Below are 6499 nucleotides of genomic sequence, written 5' to 3' on the forward strand. Positions count from 1 at the left end.
TTCTCCTATCGCAAAAGAAACGGCGCTTCGGGACCCTTTACAGGTTCCGGAGCGCCGCTTTTTTTGTGGAATGCTGGCTTCGAAGAGATTCGGCGGCTTTACAGCGCCCGGTGCAGCAGCTCCAGCGCCGTCCGCAGCTCGGCGGCGGCCACCTGGCCCGGCGCCGAAGGCTTCTTGGCCGCGCCGAAGGTCAGCGCGGAGCCGAACACCTCGCCGGCCAGACGGCTGATGACTCCGGCGCCTGCCATAGACATCGTGATAATCGGCCGGTCGGCATACAGCTCGCACATCTTATGCGTAGCCGCGAGCAGCGTAAGCACGTCGCCGGGATTTTGCGGCATGACGGCGATCTTGGGCAGGTCGCCGTCCAGCTCCTGCGCCTTGCGCAGCCTGGCAACGATCTCTTCCTCGGACGGCGTGCCTTGGAAATCGTGGTTGGAGAGAATAACGAACACGCCGTGTTCATGCGCTGCCGCAATCTGGCGGCGGACCGAGCCTTCTTCGCCGAACAGCTCCACGTCGATGAAATCGGCGAATCCGCTAGCGGCGGCGGCGGCATTAAGCCCTTCATAGTCCGCCGCCGAAATCTCCTTCTCGCCGCCTTCCCTGGCGCTGCGGAAGGTGAAGATCAGCGGCAGCTCCGGCAGGGCCGCCGCTATGCCGCGCAGCGCTTCCAGCACGGCTGTCGGGTCCGGCGCCTGCTCCAGATAATCGACGCGCCATTCCACCACATCCGGCTGCAGCGGCTTCAGCGCCTCCGCTTCCTCCAGCAGTTCCGCCAGCGTCCTGCCCACCAGCGGAACGCAGATCTTCGGCATCCCTTCGCCGATTGTAACGTCTTTGACCGTAACGCTGCCACTCATCGTTCGATTCATCCCCTTATGTCTTATACTTGTCCGTTGAACTGAACCGCAGTTCAGTTCTAATATGTGCAGTCTACGCTTTCTTTCCCGTGTGCCCGGACGCCAGAAACCGCTCCACCTCCGCAAGCGTCGGCAGCGCCTCAATGGCGCCCCGCTTGCTGACGGTCAGCGCACCGACGGCGCCGGAGTAGCTTACCGCTTCGGTCAGCGTATCTCCGGCAACCAGCCGGGTCGCCAGCGCGCCGCTGAAGGAATCGCCGGCCGCCACCGTGTCTACGGCCTGAACTGCGAATCCGGGAATATGGAGACATCCCTGATCATTGACGATCAGCGCGCCTTTGGCCCCGAGTGTCACGATGACCCCCTGGACACCCTGCGCCAGCAGCGCGCGGCCCGCCTGCTCCGCCGATTCCAAGCTGTCCACCGCAAGGCCGGACAGCAGGGCGGCTTCGCTTTCATTCGGCGTCAGGTAGGTCACCTGACGCAGCATTTCCGCCGGCAGCGCGCGCGCCGGCGCCGGATTCAAGATCACCGGCACCCCGTGACGGTGAGCCACCGCCACAGCGCGGGCGCACATGTCCAGATCCGTCTCCAGCTGCAGGAGCAGCACCTGGGCCTGGCGGATCACCGGCTCCAACCTGTCGATGTCCGCAGCCCGGAGCGCCATATTTGCGCCCGGAACAACGATAATCCGATTTTCCCCTTCGGCATCCACGGTAATCGCCGCTACACCGGTTCCTTCCGTCTCGCTTCGCATCATATAATCGGCATTCACGTTCTCCTGCCGCATAATCTCGAGCATCTGCTCGCCGAAGGCGTCGCGGCCCACCGCGCCGATCATCGTCACTTCCGCCCCCAAGCGGGCCGCCGCCACCGCCTGATTGGCGCCTTTTCCGCCAGGTGCCAGCGCGAAGGCTTGACCGAATACCGTTTCTCCGGCTTCCGGCGCACGCAACGTCCGTACCGTCATATCCATGTTCAGACTGCCGATTACCACTATGCCCACTGCCAACACCACCATTATGTAGGTTCATCTGCAACAACGAGGTTTAATTGCCGCTCATTGCAATACCTTTATCTTATGTCCTGCGGCGCGGTTAATCAAACATTTCAATCGGGCGGCCGTTTCGATAATCCGCTCTTCACCCTCTTATTGCACCTCATCCGTTAAGTCATGCTTGTTCCAGGGGCAGAGTTACGCGGCGTTAAATTCTTTTCCGATTTGCGATGCACCCGCTATGCGAACTCGAAGCAAATGTGCTAGAATAGGAGTGCAATCGCTTCCACAGGAAAACCCGCGCCGTTTTGAGCAAACGTTTGCACCTTAGATTAGCCTGCGGAAAAGCCCGAATCACCATTAAATTACGTATTGGGAGGCTTATCAAGTGAATCAGAACCAATTACCGTCAGTCGCTTATTTCAGCATGGAGTACGGACTTCACTCGGATTTCAAAATGTACGCCGGTGGCCTGGGCATTCTTGCCGGGGACTATATCAAAGGAGCAAAAGATATCGGCGCGCCGATCATCCCGATCGGACTCAAGTGGAAGCAAGGGTATACGGACCAGAAAATCGACGAGAACGGCAAGCCTTACGACACCTACCACAACTATGTGTATGATTTCCTTGAAGATACCGGCGTTAAAGTAACCGTTAAAGTCAGAAAAACCGATGTCGTGTGCAAAGTGTGGAAAACCGATAAATTCGGTAACAGCCCGCTGTATTTGCTCGATACCGACATCCCTGAGAACAGCGATGCCTGGATTACCGGCCAGCTCTACGGCTGGTTCGGCGAAGAGCGGATTGCCCAGGAGATTGTGCTTGGAGTTGGCGGCGTTAGAGCGATGCGCGCGCTTGAAATTCCAATCGATGTGTACCATTTCAACGAAGGCCATGCCGCCCTTGCCGCCATCGAGCTGATCCGGGAAAAAATGTCCGGCGGAAGCACCTTTGAGGAAGCCTGGAAAGCAACCCGCGAAGAGGTTGTCTTCACCACCCATACGCCGATCAAGGAAGGCAATGAGACACATCCGCTGGACCGTCTGGAATACATGGGTGCCTTCAACGGGTTGACCCGGGACCAGATGGAACGCATCGGCGGCGAGCCGTTTAATATGACTGTAGCCGGCCTGCGCCTCTCCCGCATCTCCAACGGGGTTGCCCAGCTTCATGCCGATACCGCCAATAAAATGTGGAAGGAAGTTGCCGGACGTTCCGAAATCATCGGCATTACCAACGCCATTCATACGCCAACCTGGGTGGATGAGCGCATGACCAGCGCTTATGAAAACGGCGGCGACCTCTGGGCCGTTCACCAGGAGATCAAAGGCGAGTTGATTGACTTCATCACCGAACGCTCCGGCATCACGCTGGACCGTGACCAGCTGCTGATCGGCTTCTCCCGCCGGGCGGCGCCGTACAAGCGCAGCGACCTCATTTTCTCCCAGCCGGAGATCATCGAGCCTTATCTGAAGAGCGGCAAAATCCAGATCGTCTTCTCCGGTAAAGCCCATCCGCTGGACGACACCGGCAAAAAGATCGTCAGCAATCTCGTGGCCATGATGAAAAAATATCCGAAGAGCGTCGTCTTCCTCGAGAACTACGATATGACCATCGGCGCTATGCTGACCCGCGGCTCGGACATCTGGCTCAACAACCCGCGCAGACCGCTGGAAGCGAGCGGAACCTCGGGCATGAAAGCGGCCATGAACGGCGTGCTCAACTGCTCCATCCTCGACGGCTGGTGGCCGGAAGCCTGCATCGACGGCGAGAACGGCTGGCAAATCGGCGAAGGTTTTGAAACGACGGATTTCGCCGTACTCGACAAGCATGACAGCGACGCACTGTATGATACGCTGCTCAACCGCGTTCTCCCGACCTACTATGAGAACCGCGACAAATGGGTGCAAATGATGTCCAAGAGCATCGAGACGACCCGCGTGGAATTTGCGAGCAAACGTATGCTGGATGAATATTACAACAAAATGTACATCAAAGCCTAAGTTTATCCCATTCCTTTTAGTGAGCCTTTCAGGTTCTGCATCACTTCAAGCTCTCCCCCAGTTTTACTGGGCGGAGGGCTTTTTTTATGCCATCTCCATCATGATTGCATTTTTAGGGGCATATGCTTAATTATACTAATTATAAAAAAAGAATTGATTTTTTAAACCTTTTTGTTATTATAGTTTTATACTTATTCTAAAATCAAATCTTACGAAGAGGTGGTTCATTCCATGAGTACTGGCAATAACAAGCTTACAACAAGCTGGGGCGCACCGGTGGGAGACAATCAAAATTCAATGACTGCAGGGCAACGTGGCCCCACTTTGCTGCAGGATGTTCATCTGCTGGAGAAGCTGGCCCATTTCAACCGTGAGCGTGTTCCGGAGCGTGTGGTTCATGCCAAAGGCGCTGGTGCACATGGATACTTCGAGGTTACGAAGGATGTATCGCAGTATACGAAAGCCGCCTTTTTATCCGAGGTCGGTAAGCAAACGCCGATGTTTATCCGTTTCTCGACAGTGGCCGGCGAGCTGGGATCGGCCGATACCGTTCGCGATCCGCGAGGTTTCGCCGTTAAATTTTATACAGAGGAAGGAAACTATGATCTGGTTGGAAACAACACGCCGGTCTTCTTTATCCGCGATGCGATCAAATTTCCGGACTTTATTCATACGCAGAAACGCCATCCTCAAACCCATTTGAAAAATCCGAATGCCGTCTGGGATTTCTGGTCTTTGTCTCCTGAGTCGCTGCACCAGGTTACGATCCTGATGTCCGACCGCGGCATTCCGGCCACCTACCGGCATATGCACGGGTTCGGCAGCCACACCTTCAAGTGGGTAAATGCTGAAGGCACCGCAGTGTGGGTGAAATACCACTTCAAGACCGAGCAGGGCATCCGCAATCTTGATGTCAATCTGGCCGCTCAACTCGCAGGCGAGAATCCAGATTATCACACCGAAGATCTGTTCAATGCGATTGCAGCGGGAGACTTCCCGGCTTGGACCTTGTATGTGCAAATTATGCCGGAAGCGGATGCCGACACGTACCGTTTCGATCCGTTTGACGTCACAAAAGTCTGGTCGCAAAAAGATTATCCATTGATCGAAGTCGGCCGCATGGTGCTGAACCGCAATCCGGAAAACTATTTTGCCGAGGTAGAGCAGGCCACCTTCTCTCCAGGTTCCTTCGTACCGGGCATTGAAGCATCACCGGATAAAATGCTGCAAGGCCGCCTATTCGCTTATTCTGACGCGCACCGGTACCGGGTCGGCGCGAACCATAACCAGTTGCCGATTAACCGTCCGGTCGCGGAGGTTAACAACCACCAGCGCGATGGTGCGATGACTCCGGGCAACAACGGCGGCAGCGCCTTGTATTACGAACCAAACAGCTTTGGCGGGCCGAAAGAGTCACCGGAGTATAAGGCGGCTCCATTCACGGTCAGTGGGCAGGCAGCCAGTGTAGCTTACGATCACAATGACCACTATACCCAGCCGGGTGATCTCTATCGCTTGCTTAGTTCGGAAGAACAAGCGCGGCTCATCCGTAACATTGCCGCTGCGATGGCTCCAGTTGAATATGAGGAGATCAAACTCCGGCAAATCGGCCATTTCTACAAGGCTGACCCCGAACTCGGACGCGGCATCGCCGATGCGCTCGGTCTGTCCGTTCCGGATGAGAACTAATTTTTGAATATGAAAAAGACCCTGAACCAACGAAGGTTCAGGGTCTTTGCAGTTCCACAAAGAAAACTTGTGAATATTATCTCAAATCAAAGCAGTCGTGAAGCTATCTTACTTCGCGGCTTTAGCTGCGTCGAGGATCGCTTGCAGGTAGCCTTTAGTATCTACCAGCGTTGCACCGCTGACAGCGTCAACCATTTGCTCTGCATTTTTGTATTTCAGGGACATTTCAAGCGATTTGATCGTTTTGCCTGTTGCGAATTTTTCGATGCTGGCCAGGTTTTTATCATAAGAAACCGTGGAGCCTGCTGCCTCTGCCATGTGTTCGCTGTAGTACTTAGCGTTCGCTTTTTTGGAAGCCAAAACTACGTTAGGATCCTTGTAGTTTGCTCCGAAATCGGAATCGGAGTTAGGTACGCCGGTCGCTACGTCTTTGCTCAGGAATTGATAGTCGTCCACCGATGCTGCTACGATTACACCGTTTTGTACAACAGCAACCGCTACGGTAAAGCATTTAGTTCCATGGGCAGCCGCTTCAACGCGTCCAACCTTCAGTGGTGCGCTTGCTGCGGAGGTTACGTTGCTATGCAGAGCCGGAATGCTTCCCGCGCCAACAACAGCCAACGAAATTCCAGCTGCCAACAATAATTTTGTTACTTTTTTCACAAATATTCCCCCAGTGCGTGTAATAATAGTACCGCTTACATTATTATTTTTACCAGATATTTCGTAGCTGCGTCAGTTACAAATGTTACTAAGAATCTGTAAAAACATGGAACTGAGAGAGGCTCTTTCTGGCCTTTTGCTAGAAAACAAAAAAAACTCTTGTCATCAAGAGTTGAGATTAAATCTATATGGAGCGGGTGATGGGAATCGAACCCACGCTATCAGCTTGGAAGGCTGAAGTTCTACCATTGAACTACACCCGCGTATTGTAAAATCGGGATG

General features: G+C 54.5%; 5 protein-coding genes and 1 tRNA gene. 2 read left to right on the forward strand and 4 right to left on the reverse strand.

The window, feature by feature from the left end:
- Positions 1 to 98: 98 nt before the first annotated feature.
- Positions 99 to 863 carry a type I 3-dehydroquinate dehydratase gene (aroD, locus tag BMW84_RS14775; protein WP_091069675.1) on the reverse strand — a complete coding sequence of 255 codons (765 nt, stop codon included), beginning with the start codon at positions 861 to 863 and terminating at the stop codon, positions 99 to 101.
- A 73-nt stretch (positions 864 to 936) separates the two neighbouring features.
- Positions 937 to 1869 (reverse strand): ribokinase, encoded by a 933-nt coding sequence (rbsK, locus tag BMW84_RS14780; protein ID WP_368086718.1) that lies wholly within the window; start codon positions 1867 to 1869, stop codon positions 937 to 939.
- A gap of 379 nt (positions 1870 to 2248) precedes the next feature.
- Between rbsK and glgP the strand changes: the two genes are divergently transcribed.
- Entirely contained in the window at positions 2249 to 3865 is a 1617-nt protein-coding gene (gene glgP / locus BMW84_RS14785) for an alpha-glucan family phosphorylase (RefSeq protein ID WP_091069680.1), read from the forward strand.
- Between the two features lie 231 nt (positions 3866 to 4096).
- Positions 4097 to 5554 (forward strand): catalase KatA, encoded by a 1458-nt coding sequence (gene katA, locus BMW84_RS14790; protein WP_091069682.1) that lies wholly within the window; start codon positions 4097 to 4099, stop codon positions 5552 to 5554.
- A 108-nt stretch (positions 5555 to 5662) separates the two neighbouring features.
- Here the strand turns inward: katA and BMW84_RS14795 are convergent, their stop codons facing one another.
- Positions 5663 to 6217 carry a hypothetical protein gene (locus BMW84_RS14795; RefSeq protein ID WP_091069683.1) on the reverse strand — a complete coding sequence of 185 codons (555 nt, stop codon included), beginning with the start codon at positions 6215 to 6217 and terminating at the stop codon, positions 5663 to 5665.
- 189 nt (positions 6218 to 6406) lie between these two features.
- Positions 6407 to 6480 (reverse strand) — tRNA-Gly (locus BMW84_RS14800).
- Between the last annotated feature and the right edge of the window lie 19 nt (positions 6481 to 6499).

The sequence above is a fragment of the Paenibacillus sp. NFR01 genome (genome assembly GCF_900111565.1).
Classification (GTDB): domain Bacteria; phylum Bacillota; class Bacilli; order Paenibacillales; family Paenibacillaceae; genus Paenibacillus_AQ.